The organism is Streptomyces fulvoviolaceus, assembly GCF_000718165.1.
Taxonomy (GTDB): domain Bacteria; phylum Actinomycetota; class Actinomycetes; order Streptomycetales; family Streptomycetaceae; genus Streptomyces; species Streptomyces fulvoviolaceus.
Genome location: NZ_JOEY01000031.1, coordinates 52557 through 79267 on the forward strand (window position 1 = coordinate 52557; position 26711 = coordinate 79267).

Below are 26711 nucleotides of genomic sequence, written 5' to 3' on the forward strand. Positions count from 1 at the left end.
AACGCGCGCCCCGAACCGGCGTTCGCTACTTTGGCACCGTGGACAAGAAGAACGCCCTGCGCGCCGGCGCCCTGGTCGCCGGTACGACGCTGATGATGCTGCTCATGTCGTCCCCCGCCTCCGCGCTGACCCGCGACGACGGCGACGACCCCGGCACGGGCCTGAGCGTCATCGAGACGCTGGGGCTCTTTGTCGTGGCCCCGCTCGCCCTGTTCGCGGTCATCGCGGGTCTGGTGCTGGTCCTGGACAAGTCGCACCCGTCGCACCGGGTGCAGATCCCCGGCACCAAGAGCAAGACCAAGGCCGGCTCGAAGGCCTGACCGAAGCACGCTTCTCCGGGGCGCCGGCCCCGCCGTACGTACGCGCATCCGCCGTACGTGGGCGAGGCCGGCGCCCTCGGTGCGTCCCGGACAGGTCCTAAGGGCTCGGCGCGGTCAGGTACCGCTGCAGCGTGGGCGCCAGCCACGCCACGATCTCGTCGCGGTGCAGCGCCACGGTCGGCGGGAACCGCAGAACATAGCGGGTGAGCGCCAGCCCGAGCAGCTGCGTCGCCACGAGCGCGGCCCGCGCCGGGATCTGCTCGGGGTCCGGGCACACCTGGCGGGCGACCGGCAGCACCTGGTCCCGGAAGACGCCCTGGGTGCGCTCGGCCCCGGCCTGGTTGGTCACGCCGACCCGGAGCAGGGCGGTGAGCACCTCGTTCTCCTCCCACACGGACAGGAAGTGCGTCACGAGCGCCCGGCCGATGTCGTCCCGGGGCAGTGCGGCGAGGTCCGGCAGTTGCAGATCCACGGAGACGGCCGCCGCGAAGAGGCCCTCCTTGTTGCCGTAGTAGCGCATCACCATCGACGGGTCGATGTTCGCGTCCTTGGCGATGGCGCGGATGGTGGCCCGCTCGTACCCGTCGGTCGCGAAGCGTTCGCGGGCCGCGGTGAGGATGGCGTCACGGGTGGCGGCGGAGCGGCGGCGGGCGCCGGAGCCGGGGTCTGTGGTGCTGCTGACACTGCCGTTCATGCCAACAAGCGTAGGCCAACATGCGTAGGCCAACAAGTGTTGACTCGTTTGCCGGGCGCCTCTAGTCTCGCCAACAAGCGTTGGCAAACAGGCGTTGGTAACAGGAGGCCACCATGAGCGGCACGACTGGAACGACTGGCAGCACGGGCACCGACCGCACCACCCCGAACTCCGTGATCATCGTCGGCTCCGGCCCCACCGGCCTCCTCCTGGCCGGTGACCTCGCCGCCGCCGGCGTCCCCGTCACCGTCGTCGAGAAGCGCGCCCACAAGATCAGCAACATCTCCCGCGCCTTCGTGCTGCACGCCCGCACCCTGGAGCAGCTCGACGCCCGGGCCCTCGCCGACGGCCTGGAGGCGGCCGGCCGGCCTCTCGACAGGCTGCGCCTCTTCGGCCGGCTCACCATCCGGCTCGACACCCTCCCCTCCCGTTTCCGGCACCTGCTCGTCATCCCGCAGTACGAGGTCGAGAAGGTCCTGGAGCGGCGGGCCGTGGACGCCGGTGTCGCCTTCCGGTACGAGACCGAGCTGACCGGTCTGTCGCAGGACGCGGGCGGCGTGACCCTCGAGGTCCGCGGCCCCGGCGACACCACGGAGTCCCTCCACGCCGCGTACGTCGTCGGCGCCGACGGCATGCGCAGTGGCGTACGCGAGGCGATCGGGCTGCCCTTCCCCGGCCGGTCCGTCATCAAGTCCGTCGTCCTCGCGGACGTGCGGCTCGCCGAGGAGCCCGAGTCGCTGCTCACCGTGAACACCGCCGGCGACGCCTTCGCCTTCATCGCGCCCTTCGGCGACGGCTACTACCGGGTGATCGGCTGGAACCGCGCCCACGACGTCCCGGACAGCGAGCCCCTCGACCTCGACGAGATCAAGGAGATCGCCCGTCTCGCCCTCGGCAAGGACTTCGGGATGTACGACGCCCGCTGGATGTCCCGTTTCCACAGCGATGAACGCCAGGCGCCCGCCTACCGCGTGGGCCGCGTCTTCCTCGCCGGGGACGCCGCGCACGTCCACACCCCGGCCGGCGGCCAGGGCATGAACACCGGCCTGCAGGACGCGGCCAACCTGAGCTGGAAGCTGGCCCAGGTGATCCACGGCCACGCGGCCCCCGGACTCCTCGACACCTACCAGGCCGAGCGCCACCCCGTCGGCAGGTCCGTCCTCCGCAGCAGCGGCGGCATCGTCCGCCTCGCCATGGCCAAGCGCCCCTGGGAACTGGCGCTGCGGGCGGCGCTCACCACGGTCCTCGACCGGGTCGCCCCGGCCCGCCGCAGGATGATCGGCCAGGTCACCGGCATCGGTTTCCGCTACGGAGCCCCGCGCGGCGCCCACCGCCTGACCGGTACCCGCGTCCCGGACGTCGCCCTCGCCGACGACGGCCGCCTCTACGAGGCCCTGCGCGGCGGCCGGTTCGTGCTGATCACCCCCGAGGCCTACGACGACCAGGGCGCCCACAAGGACCGGCTGACCGTGGAACGCTGGGCGGGCGACCGCCGTACGACCGTACTGGTGCGGCCCGACGGATACGTGGCCTGGGCGGCGGACTCCGCGGACGTGGGGGCGATCGAGGCCGCGCTCGCCGCGCACGTGGGGTGAACCGCCCCTGAAATCAACGGGGTTCGGGTGTCCCCGCGAACAACTCCCGCAACAGGTCGGCCAGTCGGTCGGCCTGTTCGTCGTCGAGGGCGGACAGGGCCTCCGTCTGGACGGCGAGGCCGGCGCCGACCGCCTCGTCGATGAGGTGCAACCCCTTCTCGGTGAGCGTCACTTGGAGGCCGCGCCGGTCGTGGGGGTCGGGGGAGCGGCGCAGCAGGCCGGCCCGTTCCAGTTTGTCGAGGCGGCCGGTCATGCCGCCGGTGGTGAGCATCAGCGTCCCCGAGAGCTGGCGGGGGGAGAGGGTGTGGGGCTCGCCGGAGCGGCGCAGGGTCGCCAGGACGTCGAACTCGCCGCGTGAGATGCCGTAGGGGGCGTACGCCTTCTCCATGCGGTCGCCCATCGCGCGCGAGAGGCGGAAGATCCGCCCGAAGACCTCCATCGCCCGGGTGTCGAGGTCGGGCCGCACGGCCGCCCACTGCTCGATGATCGAGTCGACGGGGTCCCCGTGCTGTGCACTCATGCGACGAGTATCCGCCGGGGCTCCGGCTGCCCGCAAGAAAGTGACTTGACTGTAAGTAGCTTAGAGCTAAGCTACTTATTGCCAAGCAATCACGGATGAAGGGTGTCGGCCATGAAGCGGTCCGCGACCGTTCTGCTCACCGCCCTCGCCCCCGTCTCCTGGGGCACCACCTACGCCGTCACCACCGAGCTCCTCCCGGCCGACCGCCCCCTGTTCACCGGCCTGATGCGCGCGCTGCCCGCGGGCCTCGTCCTGCTGGCCCTGGCCCGGGTGCTGCCGCGGGGTGCCTGGTGGGGGAAGGCGGCAGTGCTCGGGGCGCTGAACATCGGCGCCTTCTTCCCGCTGCTGTTCCTGTCGGCGTACCGGCTGCCGGGCGGGATGGCGGCGGTCGTCGGGTCGGTCGGGCCGCTGATCGTCGTGGGCCTGTCGGCGGGGCTGCTGGGGCAGCGGCCCACGGCCCGGAGTGTGGTCACCGGGATCGTGGCGGCGTTCGGCGTCAGTCTCGTCGTACTGAAGGCGGCCGGGGTGCTCGACCCCGTGGGCGTGCTGGCGGCCTTCGCCTCGGCCGCCTCGATGTCCACCGGCACCGTGCTCACCAAGCGGTGGGGTCGCCCGGAGGGTGTGGGCCCGCTAGCGCTCACCGCCTGGCAACTGACCGCCGGCGGCCTGCTCATCGCGCCCCTCGCCTTCCTGGTCGAGGGCGCGCCGCCCGCGCTGGACGGCCGGGCGGTCGGCGGCTATCTCTACCTCGCGCTGGCGAACACGGCGGTGGCGTACTGGCTCTGGTTCCGCGGCATCGGGCGGCTCACGGCGACGCAGGTCACGTTCCTGGGCCCGCTGTCGCCGCTGACTGCGGCAGTCGTCGGCTGGGCGGCGCTCGGACAGGCGCTGACGCCGGTGCAGATGGCGGGGATGGCGGTGGCGTTCGGGGCGACGGTGGTGGGGCAGTTCAGGCCACGCACACCCACGCGATCGTTCATCTTTGCTAAAAGGAATGCTCGAAAAGATTCGATGGACGTGACAGGTGCGGCGCTGCGACGGTAGATCCACCGAGATCACCGACCAGTGAAAGGACCTCCGTGACCGCCGTCCTCGACCGGACCGCCCCTACGACCCGCAGCATCCCGTTCCTCGGGCTGGCCCTCGCCGCCCTCGCCACCGTCGTCTGGTCCGGCAGCTTCGTCACCTCCCGCGCCCTGCACGACAGCGTGCCGCCGGTGCAACAGGCGTTCTGGAGGTGGCTGGTGGCGCTCGTGGCGGTGGCGCCCTTCGGAGCCCGACAGGCCTGGCGGCAACGGAAGTTGATACGGCGTCACCTCGGCTTCGTGCTTCTCGCCTCCCTCCTCGGCGTGACCGTCTACAACACCCTCGTCAACCAGGCCGGCTTGACCACCCCGGCCGCCAACATGGGCATGATCATGGCTGCTTCGCCGGTGCTGATGGCAGTGTTCGAGCGGGCGAGCGGCGTACGGCTCGGCGGGCGCCGTATCGCCGGGCTGCTGATCGCCTGCGCGGGCGTACTGCTGCTGATGGGAGGCGGTGCCGGCTTCGTGTCCGGCGACCTCTGGATGATCGCCGCGGCCTGCTGCTTCGGCTCGTACAGCGCGCTGCTGCGGCGGCGCCCCGCCGAACTCGGCGGTACGGCCTTCCTGTTCACCACCTTCCTGCTGGGCACGGCCCTGCTCCTGCCCGCCCAGGCCGTGAGCCTCACCGTCCAGGGCGGCTTCACACCGGAGGCCGGGACGGTGCTGCCTCTCGTGTATGTCGGTGTCTTCTCCTCGGCCGTGGCCTTCTTCGCCTGGAACCGGGCGATCTCCCTGGTCGGTCCGTCGCGTGCCGGAGTCGTGTACTACCTCCAGCCGCTCTGCGTGGCCCTGCTGTCCTGGGCGGTGCTCGGCGAGACGGTCGGCCCGACGCAGTTGCTGTGCATGGCGCTGATCCTCGGCGGCGTGATGCTGGGCGCCGCCGGATAGGTTGCCGCCATGGTCGACTGGGACATCCGGAAGCTGCAGATCCTGCGGGCGCTGCGCGAGCAGGGCACCGTGACGGCGACTGCCGAGGCGCTGCGGATGACTCCGTCGGCCGTGTCGCAGCAGCTGACGAACCTCGCCAAGCAGCTGGGGGTTCCGCTGCTGGAGGCACAGGGGCGACGAGTGCGGCTGACGGACGCGGCGCGGCTCGTGCTGCGGCACGCCGAGGCCGTCTTCGAGCAACTGGAGCGGGCGGACGCCGAGTTGGCGGCGTACGTGCACGGCGAGGTCGGCGAGGTGCGGGTCGGGGCCTTCTCGACCGCCGTACCCGCCCTCGTCGTACCGGCCGTGCGGGCGCTGCGCGTCACGCACCCCGGCGTGACCGTGCGGGTGCGGGAGGCGGAGGCGGGGGAGGCGTACGAGCTGCTCGCCTCCGGCGAGGTGGACCTCGCGCTGTCCCTCGCCGCCCAGGCGCCCGCAGTCGGCGACGCGCGCTTCACCCGGGTGCCGCTGCTCGCCGATCCACTGGACGTCGCACTGCCGCCGGGGCACGAGCTGGCGGCCGTCGAGGGGCTGCGGCTGGCCGATCTTGCCGGGGAGGACTGGATCTTCGGGGGCAGCGGCCCGTGGTCGGACATCACGCGCGGCGCGTGCGAGGCGGCGGGGTTCAGCCCGAGGCAGGGGCATTCGGCGGCCGGGTGGACGGCGATCCTCGCGATGGTCGAGGCGGGGATGGGCGTGGCGCTGGTGCCGCGGCTGGCGGCGGTGGGCAGGGAGGGGGTCGTGATGCGGGAGCTGGGGGCGGACCGGCCGGTTCGGCATGTGGTCGCGGCCGTACGGAAGGGGGCCGAGGACGCACCGGTCGTGGACGTCGTGCTCGGGGAGCTGCGGCGACTGGCCGACGCGTCGTCCGCGCGGTCGGCCGTCCACGTGTCGGTGCCGCGAATCTCCTGAAGGCGCGGGACGTTTGCGACGATTCCCTGGTGTGGGCACACGGCAGCTGCCAGACTTTTGACCACAACCGGACGATTCGCAGTGAAAGGCCTCCACCTTGGACCCAGCCGCTCTGGCCACCGCTGCTGTGGCTGTGCTTCTTCCCTATCTTCATCAACTGGCCGGTCGGGTGACGGAACGTACGGCTGACGCCCTGTCGGACTCGGCGTTTCCGAAGGTTCAGCGGCTGTACCAGGCCGTCAAGAACAAGCTCGCTCCCGGCAGTTACTCCGGAAACGTGCTGGAGGGTGCGGAGGACAGGCCGGACAGTGAGAGCCGTCGGCAGGCGCTGAGCGCCGCCCTGGCGGAGGAGCTGGAAGACGACCCCGCGTTCGCCGCCGAGGTCGAGCGCCTGGTGGCCGAGGCGGAAGGTGCCGGTGCCAGGGTCACGGCGGTGGATTCGGGCGCGACAGCCGGACGGGACTTCATCCAGTACGGCCGTTACGTCGCCGGTCGGGACATGGCGATCGGCACACCGCCCGAACGGCAGAGTGAAACGGACTCCGACTAGCGACAGGCTCCCTCATGCACGGCAGTGGTGATCCGGAGCCCAGGGCACGGAACGAGTCCGTCGGCACAGGACTCAGCAGCGGCCGGGACACCGTGCAGGTCGGACGGAACGTGGCCGGACGGGACCTGTACGTGTACGAAGGGCCCGCCTATCCCCGTCTCCCCTACGCACGGGAAGTCGGCCCGTTCGTCACCTTCTACAACCGGGTCTTCGTCGGGCGGGAGGCGGAACTCGCCGGCATCCGCGCGTTCTCCCGGCGCTCGTGGCCCTCCTACCTCCTGGTGGAGGCGCCGCCGGGCTACGGGAAGACCGCACTCGTCGCGCAGTTGCTGAGCCGTCGGCGGGCGGGTTTCTGGGGTGATGCGGGCCCCGACATCGTCTACTTCTTCATCAGGGAGGAGACCGGCCGGGCGTCGCCGGACTCGTTCCTGCAGGCCGTCAACTCGCAGTTGCTGGATCTGCTCGGTGAACGGGGCGGCGTACCGACCGATCTGGAGTCCCAGCGCAGCCAGCTGCTGTGGCTGTGGGAGAGGGCCGCGAAGGCGGCTCGACCGGAACGGCCGCTGCTTCTCCTCGTCGACGGGCTCGACGAGATGGCGCGCGGCGCGATGAACATCGCCAAACTGCTCCCCGCCACGCTCGGCGAACACGTCGGAGTCGTCGTCACGTCCCGGCCGAACCCGGAACCGCTGACCCAGGTGCCGCTGGAACACCCGCTGCGACAGGCGGCCGTCATTCGCCTCAACACGCTCGAACTGGCGGACATTCAGCTCCTGCTGAAGGTGGAGGGATGTTCCGACGCGACCGCGGCAGCGCTGGCCGACCGGGTACTGAGCATCTCCCGAGGGGAACCCCTGCTGGCCCGCTTCGTGGGCCAGGACGTGGCCGTTGACGGTGAACGGGCCCTGGCCGACCTGGAGCGGGACCGCCCGCAAGGGGTCAAGGAGTACTTCCAGAAGCAGTTCGAGCAGCTCGACTCCCGGGCCGAGGCGGAGACCACCTGGCAGGTGCTCGGGCTGCTGCTGGTGGCGCACGGGGCCATGACCGTCGGCGAGATGGCCGCCGTGCTCGGACTGCCGCTGCGCCAGGTCAGAGTGGCGATCCAGCCGATCGAGCGATTCCTCATCGGACGCGACCGGCTGGAACTGATGCACCTCGAACTGCGGTCCGTGGTGTCCGGACAGTTCGGTCCCGGCGAGCAACAGATGTTCCGGGACCGGGTTCTCGACTGGGGTGCGGGATTCGCCGCCGCCGACTGGCCGGAGGACACGCCGGACTATCTGCTGGCCCGGTATGCCGCGCACCTGAGGGAGGCGAACCGGAGCGAGGAGCTGTTCCGGCTGGTCGACCAGCGCTGGATGGAACTGAAGGCAGGCCGCACGCACTCGCACCGGTCGTTCGCCCAGGACGTGCTGCTCGCCCTCGACGCGGCGGGCTCCATGACGCCTCCGGACCTCGTCCAGGAGACCTGCTGCTCGCTCGTGTACGCCACCTTGGGGTCTCTGGCGGGCCATGTTCCGCCGGAACTGCTGGCGATCCTGACGGCCGGGGGACAGTTCACCACTGCGGAGGACTACGCCGCGCTGCTCGGGGATCCCAAGGCCAGGTGCCTGGCGTACCTGGCCGTCTCCGGTGCGGCACTGCGATCAGGTCAGTCGCGTGAGGCCGGTGCGGCGGCCGACCAGGCGCTGCTGGCCGCCAAGGCCGTGGAGGACTCCACGCGGAAGGCTGATCTGCTGGCCAGGGCGACGGGGGCGAGGCGGGCCGCAGACGCGGGCGGGAAGGTTCTCGCGGGGGCGAATGCGACGGGGGGTGCCGCTGAGCCGGCGGCGACCTTCCGGTTGGCCATCACGCTGGCGGAGGCCGGCCGGGGTGAGCAGGCGCTGCGGACGGCCCGAGCGATCGAGGACGACGAGCGCAGGAGCTTGGCACTCGAGAAGACGGCCCTCCTGCTGGCAGGGAGCGGCCAGGGGAAATACGCGGTGCGCGCGGCCCTGGCGATCGAGGAGTACTGGCGTCGGGACGGGACTTTGGCCGACGTGATCGACGTCCTGGTGAGGGAAGAGCTGTCCGAGCAGGCGGCGGAGCACGTTCTGGCGGCCGCTGTGGCGATCGAGGAGCGGGGACGGCGAAGTCAGACCCTGATGAAGGCGGCCGACCTGTTCGCGAAGGCCGGACGGGGTGAGCACGCGAGTAGGGCTGCGGACGCGCTGGCCGGCCTGAGCGAGAGGGCTACGACGCTCGCCTTCGTGGCATCCGCGCTCGCCGACGGCGGCTATGACGAGCAGGCCGGGGATGAGGCTGAGAAGGCCGTCGCCTGCGTGCTCGACATCGAGGACCTCGGGGAGAGGGCCGAGACTCTCGCTCGGATGGCCGGGGTGCTGCCGCGCGGACACGCCGAACGGGTGGCGATCGCAGCCGAGGAGGCAGTCGCGCAGGCAGGTGGAGCGGAGGACGCCGGTCCGCGGATCGAGGTGCTCGCCCACGCGGCCGCGGCGCTGGCGGCGGCAGGGCGGACCGAATCGGCGGCCAGGGCGGCGGAGCGGGCCCTCGCGGAGGAGGTGCGGGCCGTCGCTGAGGTGCGGGGGATTTCCGAGTGGCTACGCGATCCTGGATCTCCGGAAGCGCGCGCGTTCCGCCAAGCGTACGACCCGGACATCGTCGGACTCCGGCCCGATCCAGGTAGGTACCGAGCACAGGTCGCTCTCGCCGGCCTCGCACTGGCGCTCGCTCAGGCAGGGCTGGTCGATCTGGCGGTCGCGGTGGCGGACGTGGCCGGAGACGGTTGGTGGAGAGTCGAGTTGCTGACCCGGATGGCCGGTGTGTCCGCAGCGGCGGGCCGGGCCGGGGCCGCGGACGTGGTGACGGAGCGGGTCTTCGCCGTTGTGCACGATCTGCCGGCCGTGGCGGGCGGTCGTGTCGCCTTCGATCATTTCGCCTTCGATGATTTCTCCTCCCGCTCCTCTCTCGCCCACCGTCTGGCGCTGGCGTTCGTGGATGCGGGACTTCCCGAGCAGGCATGGCGGGCGGCCGATGGCATCGAGGATCCGGGGCGGAAGGTCGATTCGCTCGCTCGTGTGGTGGCTGCGTTGGCACAGGGCGGGCGGACCGAGAGGGCCGCAGAAGCGGCGGGGGAGGCCGTCGCTCTGCTGCGCCGGATTCCGGACAGGGCATCTGCCCCCTACTACTCCTATGTCCCGGACCACGGTGGGCGTGGTCGGGCGAGCAGGCGCCTGGCGCTCACGATGGCTCAGACAGGACTCGTCGAGCAGTCGTTGGCCCTGGCCGACGAGGTCGAAGCGGGGAAGGAGCGGGTCGACATCCTGGCCGAGACGGCTCAGGCACTGGCGGCGGTCGGCCAGGACGAGTGGGCGGCTCGGGCGGCGGACCGGGCCGTCGCTGAAGCGGACGCGATCGATGACATCCGGGTGAAGGCATGGGCTCTCGTCGCGATCACGCAGACGCTCATGGCGGCCGGTCTGACCGAGCACTGGCCGACCGTCGCGGAGCGCGCGATCGGTGCGCTCCAGTTCGTGCCGGTACCGGAGGGCGAACCCTGGTCGGCCATCGAACCGTCGGTCGAACTCTCTGTACGTCATGTAGCGATCGATTCGTACTGGTTCTTGTCCAAGTGCGAGATAGTCAAGGCCCTGGCGCTGCTGCTGGCGACCGCCGGCGCCGGCGAACAGATGCTGAGAGCGGTACGCGCTCTGGAGCACGCGGAGAAGAGGGACAACCTTCTCGCCCGAGTGATGAGCGTGCGTGCGGAGTCGGGCCACGTCGAGGATGTGTTCGCCGCGGCCGCCGGGATGGCGGACAGCCGGCTCCGGGGTGAGGCGCTGGCCAGGGCGGCCGGTGTGCTGGCGAGGGCCGACAGCGCCGACGCCGCCGCACGGGTGGCCGGGGCCGTCGATGACAACCGGCTGCGTGCCGAGACGCTGGTGATGGTGGCTGATGTGCTGGCGAAGGCCGACCGGCCCCAGCAGGCGCTGCGTGTCGCCGAACAGGCACTCGGAGTTGCCCGGCCGCTGGAGGACACCCGCTGGAAGGTCGAGGCCCTCGCACGGATCGCCGCAGAACTCGGCGTGGCCGGGACGACGGAACAGGCTGAGTTCACCATGGAGCGGGCTCTCGACGCGGGGAAGCTCGTCGAGCAGCCCTCGCGCCGGGTCGAGGCCCTCACCGGTGTGGTCACGGCTCTGATCCGGATGGGCAAGGCGGCCGAGGCAGCGAGCATCGCGCAACAGGCCTACGACATCGCCGACGGGGTCGATCAGGACCACCTCCGGGACGGGGCCCTGGCCAACGCCGCGAGCGCGTGCATCGAGGCCGGACTGCCCGAACAGAGCCTGACGGCCGCCCAGCGGGTCAAGGACCCCAAGCGCAGAGCCCAGGTGCTGTCGACCATCGCTCGCGGCTGGGCCGATTCGGGCAGGACCGAGGACGCCACGGCTGCCGCCACGAGCGCCCTCGACCTCGTAGCCGACATGCGGGGCGGGCGTCGCAAGGGACAGGTCGTCGCCAACGCGGCACACGCTCTGGCCCGGACCGGAGACCCCGAAGTCGTGCTGGGACTCGTCGAGGAGATCGACGATCCGCTGATCAAGACGACCGCGCTCGCCGCCCTGAGCGGGGTCTTTGCCGAGGCCGGCCGCCCTGAGCAGGCCACGGCATGCGTCCGACGCGCTCAGGAGATCGGCGGCGGCATCGACAACCCCCATCGCAGGGCCAGGGCGCTGGTGACTGTCGTCGGCGCCTGCGCGCGTACCGCCCCGAGGCCTCAGGTCCTCGACCTGATCGACCGGGTACGAGTCGCTGCCGACGACATGTCCGACACCGCGGCCAAGGCCAGGACGCTGGTCTTCCTGGTGAAGGAGCTGGCCTTCGCCGGCCTGGTCGACGAGGCCGTGGAGCACTCGGAGCCCGCGCTCGCCGCCGTCGGCCGGATGACCGAGCCCGCCGCCAAGGCCCTGAGCCTCGCCAACCTCGCCAGAATCCTGAGCCACGCAGGCCGTTCGGAACCCGCGCTCCACACCCTGAGGCAGAGCCTCGAGGCCGCGCGGCTCGCCGGACGATCCCTGTTTCTCCAGGTGCTGAGCCGGTTGGCCGAGACGTATGCCCGCATCGACAGGCAGCAGGACCTTTCGAAGATCGCCGCGCGGATCCTGGAGATCGAACAATGGTGGGCGACATGACCCACGACGGCTGTCCGGTGTGCGGAAAGCCGCTCGCGGCGCGGGCCGGCCGCACGGGCCGTAGCTCCGTCTACTGCTCCGCGGCCTGTCGGCAGAAGGCCTACCGGGAACGGCAGGGCGGCGGTGACGGCTTCAGTGTGCAGGGGCTGATCGACGACATCGGGCGGCAGGCCGGGCGGCTGGTGCCGCAGCCTGCCGAGGCCCTCTACTCCACGGTCAACGAACTCTCCGACTCCGTCGCACGGTTGCGGCGCGTCGCTCGTACGGCGCGGAAGACCACCGCCGAGGAAGCCGGGGAATCCGTCACGCCCGCCCGCGTTACGGAACTCACCGAGACCGACTTCGCCGCCCTCACCGAGCAGCACCGCCGTGAGATCCAGGTGCACTGCTACCGCATGACCGGGTCGTACGACGACGCCGAGGACCTCGTGCAGGAGGCCTTTCTGCGGGCCTGGCGGGCGCGGGACGGTTTCCAGGGGCGGGCGAGTGCGCGGACCTGGCTGTACCGGATCGCCACCAACGCCTGCCTGGACTTCCAGCGGCGTACCGCGCGGCGTCCGCAGCGGTACGAACCGGTGCCGGGGATGCGACACGGGAGCGGTGAGCCGCCGGGCCGTGTCACCTGGTTGCAGCCCTATCCCGACGACGAGCTGCCTGTTGTAGAGGGGGAGCAGCCGGAATCCGCCGCCGTCTCCCGGGAGACCCTCGAACTCGTCTTCCTCGCCGCGATCCAGCATCTCCCGGCCCGTCAGCGCGCCGCGCTGATCCTGCGGGACGTGCTCGGGCTGACCGCCGCCGAGACGGCCGAGGCCCTGGAGACGACCGTGGCCTCGGTCAACAGCGCCCTGCAGCGGGCCCGGCCCACCCTGCGCGAACACCTGCCCCGGCAGCGCGCCGACTGGACGGCCACCGAGCCGACGGAGAGCCAACGAGCCGTCCTCAAGCGGTACATGGCCGCCGCCGAACACCTCGACTTCGACGCCATGGCCGGCGTTCTCGCCGAGGACGTCGTCCTCACGATGCCGCCCAACCCCTTCTGGTTCGTCGGCCGGGACGCACTCCTCGACTTCATCCGGGTCAGTCTCGATCCCGGCTCACCGATGTTCCTCGGGCACTGGCGCCACCTCCCCGCCCGGGCCAACGGGCAGCTCGCGGCCGGAGGTTACGTCCGCAGGCCCGGCACGAACGTCTACCGCGCCCAGGTCCTCGACGTCCTGCGCCTCGAGGGCGACCGGATCGTGGAGATCACCTCCTTCGAGCCGCACCTCTTCCCGGCGTTCGGGCTGCCGCTGCGCCTGTGACCGATGAGCGCCCGGGCGGTCGTACGTCTGCATGGACACCACGTACGACCTACCTCCAAGGAGCCCGCCATGCTGCTCACCGACAAGACCGCGATCATCTACGGCGCCGGCGGATCGATCGGCGGCGCCGTCGCCCGCGCCTTCGCCCGGGAGGGCGCCCGTGTCCACCTCGTCGGGCGCACCCAGGCCACGCTGGACGCCGTGGCGAAGGACATCGAGGCGGCCGGCGGACAGGCCGGGACGGCCGTCGTGGACGCGTTGGACGAGGCGGCCGTGGAGGCGCACGCCTCGCGGGTCGGGGACATCGACATCTCGTTCAACCTCGTCACCCGCGGCGACGTCCAGGGCACCCCGCTCACCGACATGTCCATCGACGACTTCCTGCGCCCGGTGCTCAACGGCACCCGGGCCAACTTCCTCACCGCCCGTGCCGCCGGCCGCCGTATGGCCGAACGCGGCTCGGGCGTCGTCCTCGCCCTCAACAGCGGTTCCGCGCACGGCAGTCCGATGATGGGCGGCACGGGCGCGGCGGACGCGGCGACCGACACCCTCGTGCGGAACCTGGCGATCGAACTGGGGCCGCGGGGCGTGCGGGCGGTGGGGATCTGGGCCGCCGGGGTGCCGGAGACCCTCACCCGCGAGAAGCTCGCCGCGGTCAACCCCGACCTCGACGACGCCGCCGTCCAGGGCATCATCGACCACCTCGCCGGCCTGCGCCTGACCCGCCGCAACCCCACCCTCGCCGAGGTCGCCGCCACCGCCGTCTTCCTCGCCTCCGACCACGCGGCCGGTATCACCGGCACCTTCGTCAACGCGACGGGCGGGATGTTCCAGGGCTGAGCCGTCGGTTGAGCCGTCGGTTGAGCCGTCGGTTACGCCACCACGTGCGGGCCCACAGCGCGTGGACGCCGCCGAGCGGGACGACGACCGCGGTCGCGTCGAGGCGCTCGGCGGCCGTGTGTCCGGGGTCCAGCGTCGCTCCAGGAGGCAGCCTGAGCCAGGAATCCCCTCCCACCAGGGGGGAGCAGTCGATGGAGTCCCTCCCCGTTGGCAGCACGGCTCTTGACAAGAGCCGTCACCGATCGCTTCGGAAAGGTCAATGCCCGTACGAAGAGGAGGAGTTGATCTGCCCACGGAGAACGTGATTCGCCCTCTGGACAAGAAAGAGACCACTGGGGACAGTAACTCCCAGGGTGCTTGATCGGACGCCCGGAGTAAGGGCGTCCGGAGTCAGGATGACCAGCGTTCGGAGGACCAGCGTGCGGACACCGCTCTATCCGGCAGTGGGCGAACTGGAGCGGAGGGCCCGCACGCTGGTCCGCGCGGCGCCCGGTGTGCTGCGGCTGCGCTCCGTCGGAGAGAGCCGGGCGGGGCGGCCGTTGTGGCTGCTGTCCGCCGGCCGCGGTGACCGGCAGATCCTCACCGTCGCCGGTGCGCACGCCAACGAACCGGTGGGCGGCGCCTCCGCACTCCGCCTCGCCGCACTGCTGGCCCGCAGACCCGCGGAGCTCGAACGCCTCGACTGCACCTGGCACTTCCTGCTCTGCCTCGACCCGGACGGCGCCCACCTCGCACAGGGCTGGGACCCGGAGGAACCCGAACCCTCCCTGGAGGAGTGCCACCGCGCCTTCTACCGGCCCGCGTTCGCCCGCCAGCCGGAGTCCCTGCCCACCCCCGCCGAGAAACGGGCCCCACTCCCCGAATCGGCCGCGCTCGTACGACTCCTCGACGAGCTGAGACCGGTCGCTCAATTCACCCTGCACGGCATCGAGTTCGGCGGCGCCTTCCTGATGCTGACGCGTGAGATGCCCGGCGCCGCCCACGCCTTCAGACAGACGGCGGCACGCTTGCGCATCCCCCTCGACGTCCACCCCGTCGACGGCCCCGACTGGTACCTGGCCCCACCCGGAGTCCTCCTCCTGCCCGGCGACCGCAGCGAGGACGAACGCGATCCCAGCGGCTTCGTCGCCGAGAGCACCTGGCTGTATCCCCGTCGCTACGGCACCCTCACCGCCCTCGTCGAGGCGCCCGCCTGGGCCGTCCCCGCGGTGAGCGACGCGCGGCCCGTCGCCGACCCGGGCCGGGAGGCCGCGCGGGTGGCCGAGGTGCTGCTGGACCGGACCGGGGAGCTCACGGCCGTACTCGGCGAACGGCTGTCCGCCGACGTGCCCGAGGATCTGGCGCCCCTGCGTGACGCCGCACGCGAGCTGATCGCCGTGGCGCCGTCGATCGTCGCGAGCTGGGCCGCGGAGGAACCGAGCCGGTTCCAGGGCCACTTCGCGACCCTCGGTATCTCCGCCCGCCGTATCCCGCTGCGCGTGGCGGCCATGATGGGCCGGGCCCTGGCCCGCACCGACCCCGGCACCGCCGAGATCCTCGCGGACCTGGTGCGGGAGTGGGTGCAGGAGTTGGAGAAGTCCTACGACCTGCGGTGGGTGCCCGTGTCCGCGCAGACCGGGCTCCATGTGCGGACGATGGTGAACACCGCCCGGCTGGTGTGCGGGGCGGATGGGGCGGGTGGCTGAGCCAATCGTCCACTTAGCCAGCCAGCCAGCCAGCCAGCCACGCGGCGAGTGGCTGGGCCAGTGCGTGGCTGGGCCAGCGCGTGGCTGAGCCGCTGGGTGGCTGAGCCAGCAGGTGGTTGAGCCGGTGGGTGGACGACTGGCTCAGCCACTCATCCACCCACCGGCGTCACCCGCCGACGCCGACGTCACCCGCCAACGCCGACGTCACCCGCCAACGCCGACGCCGACGTCACCCGCCAACGCTGATGCCGACGTCACCCGCCAACGCCAACCGCTACACGCCGGCCGCCTGCGCGTCCGCCGCCTGTGCCTTCAGCGCGCGCTCCACGCCCGAGCGGGACTCGGAGACGAGCCGCCGCAGGGCCGCGTTGGGCTCGGCGGAGGCCAGCCACGCGTCCGTCTTGTCCAGGGTCTCCTGCGAGACCTGCAGCGACGGGTACAGCCCGATGGCGATCTGCTGGGCGATCTCGTGCGACCGGGCGTCCCAGATCTCCTTGACGACCTCGAAGTACTTGTCCGTGTACGACGCCAGCAGCTCGCGCTGGTCGGTCTGGACGAAGCCTCCGATGACGGCCTCCTGGACGGCGTTCGGGAGCTTGTCGGAGTCGATGACCGACGCCCAGGCCTCCGCCTTCGCCTCCTCCGTCGGACGGGCTGCGCGGGCGGTGGCCGCGTGCCGCTCGCCCGCCGCCGTCTTGTCCCGCTCGTACTCGCCGGCGATCTCCGCCTCGTCGAACCGGCCGACCACCGCGAGCCGCTCCACGAACGCCCAGCGCAGCTCGGTGTCGACGGCCAGGCCCTCGATCGTCTGCGTGCCCTCAAGGAGCGCTTCCAGGAGGTCCAGCTGCTCCGGCGTACGGGCCGTGGCCGCGAACGCCCGCGCCCACGCCAGCTGGTGGTCGCCGCCCGCCTCGGCCGCGTGCAGGTGCGCGAGCGTGGCGTCCGTCCAACGGGTCAGCAGGGCCTCGCGGGCGGCCGGGTCGGCGTACAGCTCGATCGCCAGCTTCACCTGGCGGTGCAGGGACTGCACGACACCGATGTCCGACTCCTTGCCGATGCCGGACAGGACGAGGGAGAGGTAGTCACGGGTCGCGAGTTCCGCGTCCCGGGTCATGTCCCACGCCGACGCCCAGCACAGCGCGCGCGGCAGCGACGACTCGAAGTCGCCGAGGTGCTCGGTGACGAAGGCCAGTGACTGCTCGTCGAGGCGGACCTTCGCGTACGACAGGTCGTCGTCGTTGAGCAGCACGATCGCCGGACGACGCTTGCCGACCAGCTGCGGTACGGCGGTCAGTTCGCCGTCGACGTCCAGCTCGATGCGCTCGTCGCGGAGCAACCTGCCGCTGTCGTCGTCGAGTTCGTAGAGACCGACGGCGATACGGTGCGGCCGCAGGGTCGGCTCACCCTTCGCGCCCGTCGGCAGGGCCGGGGCCTCCTGGCGGATGGCGAAGGAGGTGATCACCCCCTCCGCGTCCGTCTCGATCTCGGGACGCAGGATGTTGATGCCCGCGGTCTGGAGCCACTTCTCCGACCAGTTCTTCAGGTCGCGGCCGGAGGTCTCCTCCAGCGCGCCCAGCAGGTCGGACAGTTGGGTGTTACCGAACGCGTGCCGCTTGAAGTACGCCTGTACGCCGCCGAAGAACTCGTCCTCGCCGACGTAGGCGACGAGCTGCTTCAGCACGCTGGCGCCCTTGGCGTAGGTGATGCCGTCGAAGTTCACCAGCACATCGTCGAGATCCCGGATCTCGGCCATGATCGGGTGCGTGGAGGGCAGCTGGTCCTGGCGGTACGCCCACGTCTTCATGGAGTTGGCGAAGGTGGTCCAGGAGTGCGGCCAGCGCGACTGCGGGGCGTAGGCCTGGCAGGCGGCCTCGGCGTAGGTGGCGAACGACTCGTTCAGCCACAGGTCGTTCCACCACTCCATGGTGACCAGGTCGCCGAACCACATGTGGGCGAGCTCGTGCAGGATGGTGGCGGCGCGCATCTCGTACGCGGCGTCCGTGACCTTCGACCGGAACACGTACTGGTCGCGGATGGTCACCGCACCGGCGTTCTCCATCGCGCCCGCGTTGAACTCCGGCACGAACAGCTGGTCGTACTTCTTGAACGGGTACGCGTAGTCGAACTTCTCCTGGAACCACTCGAAGCCCTGTCGCGTGACCTCGAAGATCGCGTCCGAGTCGAGGTGCTCGGCGAGCGAGGGCCGGCAGTAGATGCCGAGCGGCACGGACTGGCCGTCCTTCTCGTACACGCTGTGGACGGAGTGGTACGGCCCGACGATGAGCGCCGTGATGTACGTCGAGATCCTCGGCGTCGGCTCGAAGACCCAGGTGTCGTCCTTGGGCTGGGGCGTCGGGGAGTTGGAGATGACGGTCCAGCCGGACGGTGCCTTCACGGTGAACTGGAAGGTCGCCTTGAGATCCGGCTGCTCGAACGACGCGAACACCCGCCGGGCGTCCGGGACCTCGAACTGGGTGTAGAGGTAGGCCTGCTGGTCCACCGGGTCGACGAAGCGGTGCAGTCCCTCGCCGGTGTTGGTGTACGCGGCGTCCGCGACCACACGGAGCACGTTGCGGCCCGCCAGGAGGCCCGGGAGGGCGATCCTGGAGTCCTTGAAGACGTCAGCCGGGTCGAGCGGGTCCCCGTTGAGCGTCACCTCGTGGACCGTCGGGGCCACCAGGTCGATGAAGGACTCGGCGCCGTTCTCGGCGACGTCGAAGCGCACCGTGGTCACGGACCGGTAGGTACCGCCCTCCTGCGCGCCGGAGAGGTCGAGATCGATCTCGTACGAGTCAACGCTGAGCAGCTTCGCCCGCTGCTGTGCCTCGTCGCGAGTCAGGTTTGTGCCAGGCACGCGGTCATCTCCTCGTTATGTGTGGTTTCGGCGGTGCGGTCATCCTTCCACGGAATGTCTCCGACGGTTCGGCCGAGTCATCTGCGGGTTCGTCGAGGCTGGTGTCCTGGGGGCTGCCGCCCCCGGACCCCCGCTTCGGCCCGAAGGGCCTCGCCCTCACACGCCGGACGGGCTGGGATCGCCCGGACGGGCGTCGAGAGGTGCCGCCGAGGACGCCATGTCCGTATCCCGCCGGTCATCCGGGCCCCTCCGCGCCAGCCTGGGACGTATGACGACGTACACCGCACGACCCATCGACCCGTCCGTCCTGAAGGAGTTGCGTTCAGCTGACGACGCGGGACGCGAGATGGTTCCCGTGACCGACGAGGAGGGCGGGGCACCGTTGAGGTGCTGCCTGCGCCGCAGCGCGCCGGGGGAGCGGATCGCCCTGGTCTCGTACGCCCCGCTCCGCCGCTGGGCGGCGGAAACGGACACCGACCCCGGCGCCTACGACGAACAGGGCCCGGTCTTCATCCACGCCGAGGAGTGCGCGGGCCCGGCCGGAGACGGTCACCCCTTCACCAACGGCCACCGCACCGTCCGCCGTTACTCCGCTGAGGGGCGCATCCTGGGCGGGCAGTTGGTCGAAGCGGCCGGGGACTTCGACGCGGCCTTCCGCAGCGCGCTCGACGACCCCGCCGTGGCGCTCGTCCACGTCCGAGCGGTGGAGTACGGGTGCTTCCTGTACGAGGTGCGCAGGGACTGAGCCTCCTCGCCCCCGCCGCCCCTACCCGTCCCGTCCTCCAGGGGCTGCCGCCCCTTCGACCCCGCTCCCAGGGGGCTCCGCCCCCTGGACCCCCGCTCCTCAAACGCCGGAGGGGCTGGATTTTGTCGGCCGGGGCTTGATCTTTCAGCCCGTCCGGATCTTTCAGCCCGTCCGGCGTTTGAGGACGAGGCCCTTCGGGCCGAAGCGGGGGTCTGGGGGCGGCAGCCCCCAGGGACGGGAAGGGAAGCGGCGGCGGGGGCGAAATCCTCCGGGCGTGCAGAAGGGGGCGGCCACCAAAGCGACCGCCCCCTTCGGTGCCGTACGGCTTACTTGGCGGCGAGCTCCTGCGCCACCAGCTCCGCGATCTGCACCGCGTTCAGCGCAGCCCCCTTGCGGAGGTTGTCGTTGGAGACGAAGAGGGCAAGACCGTTGTCCACCGTCTCGTCGCCGCGGATGCGCCCGACGTACGACGCGTCCTTGCCGGCCGCCTGGAGAGGCGTAGGGATGTCCGTGAGGACGACGCCCTCGGCGTCGGACAGCAGCTCCGTCGCGCGCTCCGGGGACAGGGGCCGCGCGAAGCGGGCGTTGACCTGGAGGGAGTGCCCGGAGAAGACCGGGACGCGGACGCAGGTGCCGGAGACCTTGAGCTCGGGGATCTCGAGGATCTTGCGGGACTCGTTGCGGAGCTTCTGCTCCTCGTCGGTCTCGTTGAGGCCGTCGTCGACGATGGAACCGGCGAGGGGGAGCACGTTGAAGGCGATCGGGCGCTTGTAGACCTGCGGCTCCGGGAAGTCGACCGCCGAGCCGTCGTGCGTCAGCTTGTCCGCGTCCGCGATGACCTTCTGCGCCTGCCCGTGCAGCTCCGCCACACCGGCGACACCCGAGCCGGACACCGCCTGGTAGGTGGCGACGACGAGCGCCTCCAGGCCGGCCTCCGCGTGCAGCGGCTTGAGGACCGGCATCGCGGCCATCGTGGTGCAGTTCGGGTTGGCGATGATGCCCTTGGGGCGGTTCGCGATGGCGTGCGGGTTCACCTCGGAGACGACCAGGGGGACCTCCGGGTCCCTGCGCCAGGCCGACGAGTTGTCGATCACGACCGCACCCTGCGAGGCCACCTTCTCGGCCAGCGCCTTCGAGGTCGCGCCGCCCGCGGAGAAGAGCACGATGTCCAGGCCGGTGTAGTCGGCGGTCGACGCGTCCTCCACCGTCACGCCGTCCAGGACCGACCCCGCCGAGCGCGCCGAGGCGAACAGGCGCAGCTCGGTCACCGGGAAGGCGCGCTCCTTGAGGATCCTGCGCATGACCGTGCCGACCTGACCGGTGGCTCCGACGATTCCGACCCTCACGGCGACTCCTTCTACGTGTTCTTGCATGCGTGCGGCTCTTCCCATGATGCGGCTGACCCCGGTCCGCCTGTCCAATTCTTTGCACGCCATGCCCGCGGTGTGGGACGTCGGACGCTGATCATCAGTTGCGGTTTCACGCCCCCACCCCCGCTGAGCTGGAGATATTCGCCCTACGGCCCCTCCGTACCGCAAGCTGTGCTGCCCCGCGCGCCGGTGTGACGTACACCTCTGCATAATTCCCCGACGGCCCGCCGAACGTTTCCGCGCGCTGCGGCGTCGTAGAAGAAACGCGGTGAGGGGGAGGGGTGTCTGTGCTGCGCAGAAAGGCCCGCCGCGGCCAGGGGGACGAAAACGGGGACCCACTGGACGCGGCGCAGGAACGTCGGGTGCGGGCGGTGCTCGCGCTGGGCGGGGTGCCGCAGGGGGACCTGCCGGACGGGGTGCAGCAGGTCCGGCTGCGGCTGCTGGAGCGCGCGGCGAAGGGGTACGAGGCGCCGCGCGACGTCTCCGCGTGGGCGGCCGTGGTCGCCTCCAACCTGGCCATGGACTGGCACCGCGCCAAGCGCCGTCAGGAGCGGATCGGCGAGCGTCTAGCCTCCCTGCGCCACCTGGAATACCCGTCGGGCGAGGACTCCAGCGTGCTCTCCCTCGCCGTCGCCCAGGGACTGGACGAGCTGCCCGACGCCCAGCGTCAGGTCCTCGTCCTGCGTTTCTACGCCGATCTGCCGGTCGCTTCGATCGCCCAGGAGCTGGGCGTTCCCGAGGGCACGGTCAAGAGCCGCCTGCACTCGGCGGTACGGGCCCTGCGCGCCCGCCTGCACGAGGACGAGGTGGTGTGACGTGACCGCCGAGAACAACGGTCTCGACGCCCTGATGGCCGCGATCACCGACGAGCCGCTCACGGACGAGGCCCGCGAGGACCGCGCCTTCCTCGCCGAGCACCGGTCCGCCGTCGCCGACGTCGCGCTGCTGCGCGAGCAGCTGGGCCTCATCGGCGACGCGCTCTCCGAACCACCGGCGGCCGCGAAGCCCGCCCCGGTACGGCCGTCCCGCGTCCGCCGCCGCGCACGCACCTTCGCCTTCGGCACCCTCGCCGTGACCGCTGTCGCGGCCGTGGTGACGGGCTTCGGGTGGCTGATCGCGCAGGGCGGGGACGGTGCCATGAGCTCGGGAGACAGTGACGCGGGGGCCTCCAAGGCGGATTCCGGCGTCCTCTTCGGCAGCCCGCGGTACCTCGCCTGCGCCCGCACGGTCGCCGAGGGCGAGGTCACCCACGTCGAGACGCTCCCCGACGCGGAACTGCTGAAGGTCACCGTGCAGGTGACCCGCTACTTCAAGCCCGACACGGGCAAGGACGAACTGACCTATGTGATCGGCCGGTACGAGGTCACCCGCATCGAGAAGGGCGACCGAGTCCTGTTCGGCGTACGGAAGGACTCGACCGTCCCCGACCACTGGGCCGTGGGTGAGAAGGAGGTCGCCCGCGATCGGGCCTGGGTCACCGCCTCGCTGCCCGAGTCGCGCGAGCTCACCTGTGAGTGATCGAACGATCCGCGCCGCCCCCACGTCATAGGAGAAACACGACTGAGGGGGACGACGGGTGGACCCGTTGAACGCTGCGCAGGCCGACCGGGTCCGTGCTGTCCTGGCCCTCGGCGGGGTGCCGCAGGACGAGCTCCAGGACGGGCTCCAGCAGGTGCGGCTGCGTCTGCTGGAGCGCCGGGCCCGGGGCGAGGACCCGCCGCGGGACGTGGGGGCGTGGGCCGCGGTGGTGGCCTCGAACCTCGCCGTGGACTGGCACCGCGGCCGGCACCGGCAGGAGCGCGTCAGCGCACGCCTCACCCTGCTGAGCCCACCGGACGACCAGGTCCAGGACGGCCCGGAGAACAGCGTGCAGGCTCTCGCCGTCGCCGAGGGACTCGACGCCCTGCCCGCCGCCCAGCGGCAGGTGCTGGTCCTGCGCTACTACGCGGACCTCACGGTCCCGCAGATCGCCGAGCAACTCGGCGTCCCGCTGGGCACGGTCAAGAGCAGGCTGTACGCGGCGGCGAAGCTTCTGCGCGAGCGGCTGCACGTGGAAGAGACGGTGTGAGGGTGGACAAGGAAGCGCCGGACGACGAGCTGATGGCGGTCCTGCTGGGCGAGCCCTCACCCGGGCCGGGCGGCGAGGCCGCGGAACGCGACATGGCCGCCGTACGGGATCAACTGCGGTGGATCGGGGACGGGTTGGCGCGGGCGGCACGCCCACAGCCGGAACCTCCGCCCACACGAAGGAAACGCCGCTGGCCCCTGTTCGCCCTCGCGGCCTCCGTGGTCGTCGGCCTGCTGGGCACGGGGACCATGTATCTCGTGGCCCACAACGGCACCTTGGACGGAGGGTCCCAGTCCCTGCTCACCTACGAGGGCCTCATCGCCTGCTCCAGTGCCGTGGCCGAGGGCACGGTGGAGCGGGTCGACCCGGTGGGCGGGGACCGGTACCGGGTCACGCTGGACGTGGACCGTTACTACAAGCCGGCGAGCGGCGAGCGGCGGCTGACGTTCACCGAGGAGGGGGCGAACGTCCCGGCGTACTACAAGACCGGGGTGCGCATGCTCGTCCTGGTCTCGAGCCTGCCCGGGGAGGGCCCCGAGAGCTACAGCGGGGACGACCTCGCGGAGGGGCGCCGGGACGTCGAGGACGCCCTGCCCGGAGCCCAGGGCATCAAGTGCGACGGCCCCGGCTGACTCCGCACATGACGAAGGGCGGGCGCCCGTCACCAGACGAACGCCCGCCCCACCGCCGTATCGGAGTGACTACGGAGTGACCTTCTCGATCTTCACGCTGCCGAGGCCCGCGACCGTGCCCTTCGCGTTCACGAGCTGGACCTGACCGAAGAACTCACGGCCCTCCGGAGCGGCCGCCGCGGCGGTGACGCTGGCGGAGACGGTCGTCGAGTCGCCCGTGGCGAGCTTCACCGGCGTCGACTCGTCGACGGTGACCGTGCCCAGGGACGAGGAGAAGAAGACGTCCTGGTAGTCGTACTCGGTGGAGCCGGCCGGGACCGAGTAGCCCACGACCTCGATCGTGTAGGTACCGGCGGCGGGCGAGGCGACGGAGACCGTCTCCTCCGAGTCGCCGTCGGCGGACTGGCCGACCACGGCGCCCGTCGAGTCGTACACGGTCAGGTCGAGGTCGGCGGAGGCGTCGGAGACGTTGCCGATGGCCACGTCGAGCGAGGCCGCGCCTTCCGGCACCTCGACCGTGGTGGTCTGGGTGGCGGCGTCGGCGATCGTCGGGCGGTCCGTCTTGGACGAGCCGAGCGGGCCGCCGACCAGCTTGCCGTCGATCGCGGCGAAGTTGTTCGTCACCTTCCAGGAGGCCTCGACCGGGGTGCCGACCTTGGCCTCGGGGACGGTCACGACCTCCGGGTCGAAGGCCGCGCCGTAGACGGCGACGTCCAGCTTGTACGGGTTGTCGAGCAGCGGCGACGTACGGCGCGACTCGACCTCGATCTCCCAGACACCGGCCTGCGGGTCGGCGTACGAACGCACGTCGGGCGTGCAGCCGTTGCCGTCGAGGTAGTTGTTGTAGCAGTACGGGGTGCCGGTGTTGTCGACCGGAACGCCGTACGGGTGGATCGCGATGAACCGCGTCTGGCTCTTGTCCTTCAGCCCGCCGATCGCGACCTCGAGGGACTTGGCGCCCTCGGGGACGGTCACGAAGTACGACTGCGTGCTGTTGCGCTGGACGGTGTTGGACGCGGTGTAGGTGTACTTCACCGGCGCCGAGACCACGACGGTCGTGAGGATCTGCTTGTCGATCCCCTCGGTCTTCGGGTCGTCGACCTCGAGGATGGCGCTCTTGAGACCGGCCGTGGGCGACTTCGCGGCGACCTTGACGGTGACCGGCTTGTTCAGCCCGAGGCTGATCTCGTCCGAGCCGACGATCTTGAAGGTGTCGGCGGCGTTGTTCTCGAAGTGCAGCTCGTGCCGGATCGCCTTGTCGGCGCCGGACGTACGCGTGATCGTGACCTCGTACGACTTCTTGACGCCGGCCTTCAGGCCGCCCTCACGGTCGTAGATGCCGGTGCCGTAGCCCGGAGTCTTCAGGAACTGGTCGATCGCGGTGTCGACCGGCGCCTTCACGGTGTAGTCGTGGGCGGTGGCGCCGTCCTTGATGGAGTCCCAGGCGTCCACGATGTTGATGAGGCCCGCCCCCTCCTCGTACGCCTGCGTGCCCTTGATGTGGTCGGCGGTGGAGGTGAGTGCCGTGCGGAGCTTCGACGGCGTGAGGTCGATGCCCTTCTGCTTGGCGGCGCTCAGCAGCAGCGCGGACGCGCCCGCGGCCTGCGGGGAGGCCATCGAGGTGCCCTGGAGCATCGAGTAGCCGGCCGGCAGCGTGTAGCCCGCCTCGGCGACCGGGGAGCCCGGCAGCCAGGTCTGCGTGGTGTTGATGGCGGCGCCCGGCGCGGACAGGGTCGGCGTGAAGCCGCCGTCCTCACGCGGACCGCGTGAGGAGAAGGGCATCATCGCGTACGACTTCGACACGGCCGAGCCGTAGTTGGCGGCCCAGGTCGCCTTGGAGATGGTGGCGCCGACCGAGATGACCTTGTCGGCGAGGCCGGGGTCACCGATGGTGTTCGCACCCGGGCCGGAGTTGCCGGCCGAGATGACGAGCTCCACGCCGTAGGTGTCGATGAGGCGCGTGTACAGCTCGGCGCGCGCGTTGTTGCCGTCGTTCAGCGCGGGCAGGCCACCGATCGACATGTTGACGATGTCGACGCCGCGGTTCACGACGAGGTCGATCATGCCCTCGGTGAGCGCGACGTTGGTGCAGCCGCCGGTCCAGGTGCAGGCACGGGAGGAGACGAGCTTCGCGCCCGGGGCCGCGCCGTTCATCTTGCCGCCGAACAGGCTGTTGGCGGCGGTGATGCCGGCGACGTGCGTGCCGTGCTCGGACTCGATGACACCGATGTTGACGAAGTCGGCCGTCTTGCCGACCCAGTCGCCGCCGTACGGGTCCATCGGGACGTCCTTGCGGATCTCCACGACGAACGGCTGGCGCTCGACGACGTCGGTCGACGGGTCGTCGGTGCCGAAGTAGCCGACCTGGAAGCCGTCCTTGTACGGCTTCAGCGGAGTGTCGTCGCCGAAGTCGAAGTTGTTGTTCAGGTCGACGCGGACCGTCCCGGAGGCGGCGTCGTACAGCACGCCCCAGGTGTCGGTGGTGTCGCCGTCGCGGTTCGCGTCGCCCTTGGCGTCGCCGCCCGTGGTCGCGGACTCGCGGAACAGGCTGACCTCGTACGACCCGGCGGGCGCCGTCCAGGTCTGGCCGCCGTAGGTGAAGCTCGGGCCGGCGACCGAGGTGACCATCGGGCGCCAGGTGGCGTCACCGTCGACGATCGGGTCGGTCGCCGTCACCCAGTCGACGATCTTCCGCTCACCGGTGGTGGTCTTCTGCAGCGCCGGGTGACCCAGGTCCACGCCCGAGTCGAGGATGCCGATGGTGATGCCGCGGCCGTCCGCCTTCGGGTTCTTCTTCACGAAGTCGACGGCGCCCGTCTCGAAGGACGGGTTGTACGGGTTCTCGGCGGGGGTGTTCTTGTCCGGCGCGGAGTAAGTGGCCGTCGCCGACGCGGACTTGGCGGAGCTGCTCGTGCTCGGGTCGTCCAGCGGGATCTCCTGGCGCAGGTCGATGCCGTGCACGGAGGAGAGCTTCGCGGCGGCCGCGATGGCCGAGTCCGCCTTCGAGGTGGGGACGGTCGCCCGGACGTAGCCGAGCTTGTCGTACGTACGGCCCACCGAGCCGCCCTTGACCGCGTCCAGCTCCTCGGCGACCTGCTCGGTCCTGCCGGGGGCGGTGGCGACCATCAGCGTGACGTTCTTGTCGCCGTCGGCCTTGGCCTCGGCGAGCGCGTCGGCATCGTCCGAACCGAGCTTGTCGTGGGCGGACTTGACGCCCGGGTCGGCCGCGACGGGAGTGGTGTCGGCGGCGGCGGAGAAGGCCATGGGTATCGGCCCCGCCGCGGAGAGCGCGGCCACCAGTCCGGCGGCCACGGCTATGCGGGCCACGCGTCTCGCGCCCGATATCGGTTCGCGCTGGGGGGTGAGGGTCATCGGCATCCCTTGTAGGTAAAGGAACGTACGGGTGAGCGGCCGGGGC

20 protein-coding genes are annotated in these 26711 nt (G+C 71.1%); 15 read left to right on the forward strand and 5 right to left on the reverse strand.

Annotation, left to right across the window (positions count from 1 at the left end):
* Positions 1 to 38: 38 nt before the first annotated feature.
* Positions 39 to 320, forward strand: a complete 282-nt coding sequence (locus IG08_RS0130940; RefSeq protein ID WP_030609795.1) for a hypothetical protein — start codon at positions 39 to 41, stop codon at positions 318 to 320.
* 97 nt (positions 321 to 417) lie between these two features.
* Here the strand turns inward: IG08_RS0130940 and IG08_RS0130945 are convergent, their stop codons facing one another.
* Positions 418 to 1014, reverse strand: coding sequence for a TetR/AcrR family transcriptional regulator (locus tag IG08_RS0130945; protein ID WP_030609798.1), 597 nt, complete (start codon positions 1012 to 1014; stop codon positions 418 to 420).
* A gap of 113 nt (positions 1015 to 1127) precedes the next feature.
* Here IG08_RS0130945 and IG08_RS0130950 point away from each other — a divergent pair, with 113 nt between their 5' ends.
* On the forward strand, positions 1128 to 2609 hold the full coding sequence (locus IG08_RS0130950; RefSeq protein ID WP_030609801.1) for an FAD-dependent monooxygenase: 1482 nt from the start codon (positions 1128 to 1130) through the stop codon (positions 2607 to 2609).
* Positions 2610 to 2622: 13 nt separating this feature from the next.
* Here IG08_RS0130950 and IG08_RS0130955 read toward each other — a convergent pair whose 3' ends face one another.
* Entirely contained in the window at positions 2623 to 3129 is a 507-nt protein-coding gene (locus IG08_RS0130955; RefSeq protein WP_030609804.1) for a MarR family winged helix-turn-helix transcriptional regulator, read from the reverse strand.
* 111 nt (positions 3130 to 3240) lie between these two features.
* Here IG08_RS0130955 and IG08_RS0130960 point away from each other — a divergent pair, with 111 nt between their 5' ends.
* The 8 genes from IG08_RS0130960 (at position 3241) to IG08_RS0130995 (ending at position 15624) form a co-directional block, all read left to right on the forward strand.
* Positions 3241 to 4173, forward strand: coding sequence for an EamA family transporter (locus IG08_RS0130960; RefSeq protein WP_030609808.1), 933 nt, complete (start codon positions 3241 to 3243; stop codon positions 4171 to 4173).
* 35 nt (positions 4174 to 4208) lie between these two features.
* On the forward strand, positions 4209 to 5102 hold the full coding sequence (locus IG08_RS0130965; protein ID WP_052424945.1) for a DMT family transporter: 894 nt from the start codon (positions 4209 to 4211) through the stop codon (positions 5100 to 5102).
* A 9-nt stretch (positions 5103 to 5111) separates the two neighbouring features.
* The gene (locus tag IG08_RS0130970) at positions 5112 to 6053 is read left to right on the forward strand and encodes a LysR family transcriptional regulator (protein ID WP_043455666.1); all 942 of its coding nucleotides are present in this window, start codon (positions 5112 to 5114) and stop codon (positions 6051 to 6053) included.
* A gap of 169 nt (positions 6054 to 6222) precedes the next feature.
* Positions 6223 to 6603 (forward strand): hypothetical protein, encoded by a 381-nt coding sequence (locus tag IG08_RS0130975; protein WP_030609817.1) that lies wholly within the window; start codon positions 6223 to 6225, stop codon positions 6601 to 6603.
* A 14-nt stretch (positions 6604 to 6617) separates the two neighbouring features.
* Positions 6618 to 11798, forward strand: a complete 5181-nt coding sequence (locus IG08_RS0130980) for an ATP-binding protein (protein WP_030609820.1) — start codon at positions 6618 to 6620, stop codon at positions 11796 to 11798.
* The gene (locus IG08_RS0130985; protein ID WP_030609823.1) at positions 11795 to 13099 is read left to right on the forward strand and encodes a sigma-70 family RNA polymerase sigma factor; all 1305 of its coding nucleotides are present in this window, start codon (positions 11795 to 11797) and stop codon (positions 13097 to 13099) included. Before IG08_RS0130980 ends, IG08_RS0130985 begins: the two co-directional genes overlap by 4 nt.
* A gap of 69 nt (positions 13100 to 13168) precedes the next feature.
* Positions 13169 to 13939 (forward strand): SDR family NAD(P)-dependent oxidoreductase, encoded by a 771-nt coding sequence (locus IG08_RS0130990; RefSeq protein ID WP_030609826.1) that lies wholly within the window; start codon positions 13169 to 13171, stop codon positions 13937 to 13939.
* A gap of 395 nt (positions 13940 to 14334) precedes the next feature.
* Entirely contained in the window at positions 14335 to 15624 is a 1290-nt protein-coding gene (locus IG08_RS0130995) for a M14 family zinc carboxypeptidase (RefSeq protein WP_063757800.1), read from the forward strand.
* A gap of 274 nt (positions 15625 to 15898) precedes the next feature.
* Here IG08_RS0130995 and pepN read toward each other — a convergent pair whose 3' ends face one another.
* Positions 15899 to 18478 carry an aminopeptidase N gene (pepN, locus tag IG08_RS0131000; RefSeq protein WP_030609832.1) on the reverse strand — a complete coding sequence of 860 codons (2580 nt, stop codon included), beginning with the start codon at positions 18476 to 18478 and terminating at the stop codon, positions 15899 to 15901.
* A gap of 268 nt (positions 18479 to 18746) precedes the next feature.
* On the opposite strand from pepN, the gene IG08_RS0131005 reads away from it, so the two are divergent.
* Positions 18747 to 19223 (forward strand): DUF1203 domain-containing protein, encoded by a 477-nt coding sequence (locus IG08_RS0131005; RefSeq protein WP_030609836.1) that lies wholly within the window; start codon positions 18747 to 18749, stop codon positions 19221 to 19223.
* A gap of 326 nt (positions 19224 to 19549) precedes the next feature.
* Here the strand turns inward: IG08_RS0131005 and IG08_RS0131010 are convergent, their stop codons facing one another.
* Positions 19550 to 20569 (reverse strand): aspartate-semialdehyde dehydrogenase, encoded by a 1020-nt coding sequence (locus IG08_RS0131010; RefSeq protein ID WP_030609839.1) that lies wholly within the window; start codon positions 20567 to 20569, stop codon positions 19550 to 19552.
* A 305-nt stretch (positions 20570 to 20874) separates the two neighbouring features.
* On the opposite strand from IG08_RS0131010, the gene IG08_RS0131015 reads away from it, so the two are divergent.
* From IG08_RS0131015 to IG08_RS0131030, 4 genes are read left to right on the forward strand one after another with little or no spacing between them, the layout of a single operon-like run.
* The gene (locus IG08_RS0131015; protein ID WP_199820931.1) at positions 20875 to 21408 is read left to right on the forward strand and encodes an RNA polymerase sigma factor; all 534 of its coding nucleotides are present in this window, start codon (positions 20875 to 20877) and stop codon (positions 21406 to 21408) included.
* A 1-nt stretch (position 21409) separates the two neighbouring features.
* Positions 21410 to 22111, forward strand: a complete 702-nt coding sequence (locus tag IG08_RS0131020) for a hypothetical protein (RefSeq protein WP_030609845.1) — start codon at positions 21410 to 21412, stop codon at positions 22109 to 22111.
* Between the two features lie 58 nt (positions 22112 to 22169).
* Positions 22170 to 22661, forward strand: coding sequence for an RNA polymerase sigma factor (locus IG08_RS0131025; RefSeq protein WP_030609848.1), 492 nt, complete (start codon positions 22170 to 22172; stop codon positions 22659 to 22661).
* Positions 22662 to 22663: 2 nt separating this feature from the next.
* Positions 22664 to 23293, forward strand: coding sequence for a hypothetical protein (locus tag IG08_RS0131030; RefSeq protein ID WP_052424946.1), 630 nt, complete (start codon positions 22664 to 22666; stop codon positions 23291 to 23293).
* 69 nt (positions 23294 to 23362) lie between these two features.
* Here IG08_RS0131030 and IG08_RS0131035 read toward each other — a convergent pair whose 3' ends face one another.
* A complete protein-coding gene (locus IG08_RS0131035; RefSeq protein WP_030609855.1) occupies positions 23363 to 26665 on the reverse strand; it encodes a S8 family serine peptidase in 3303 nt (1100 codons plus the stop codon).
* Positions 26666 to 26711: the final 46 nt, after the last annotated feature.